Raw genomic sequence first — 416 nt, 5'->3', positions numbered from 1 at the left:
ACCCAAAGGCGTATCTCATCTTTATTGTCATTAACAAAAACACACTCGTAACAAAAATCATCCTCGTCATCGTTCAAATATTCGTTGAATCTTAAAAAAAAATATCCACTGCTTTCTATGTAATCCAAAAACAAAGAAGAATGCGAAGGAAGACAACGCAAATAATCTCTATAACTTTTCACATCCTTCACAGGAAAAGAATGGTCAATATAATGGTCATGCAAACAAGTCATGATAACGTAAGGCTTTTCCCAACCGCAATAAACCTCGACCCCATTCCCAAACATATAACGAATAGCCTTGGTCTCATAACGTGCCTTCAATCGCACAGCCTTTATATTGAACAGATTTTCAAGCCTCTGTACTTCTCTCTCTATTTCTCTATATTTTTCCTTCTTTACCATATCCATAACAAT

Annotated in this window: 1 protein-coding gene; it reads right to left on the bottom strand. The window is 35.6% G+C overall.

Features of this window, described 5'->3' with window-relative positions; translation table 11 throughout:
* A partial coding sequence (locus KP705_RS18290) for a hypothetical protein (RefSeq protein WP_215765329.1) occupies window positions 1–416 on the bottom strand: 416 nt, incomplete at both ends.

Origin of the sequence: Gluconobacter sp. P1D12_c (assembly GCF_018812105.1) — a bacterium.
Taxonomy (GTDB): domain Bacteria; phylum Pseudomonadota; class Alphaproteobacteria; order Acetobacterales; family Acetobacteraceae; genus Gluconobacter; species Gluconobacter oxydans_A.
Note: the sequence above shows the minus strand (reverse complement) of the source record. Positions and strands in the feature narration are given on the sequence as shown.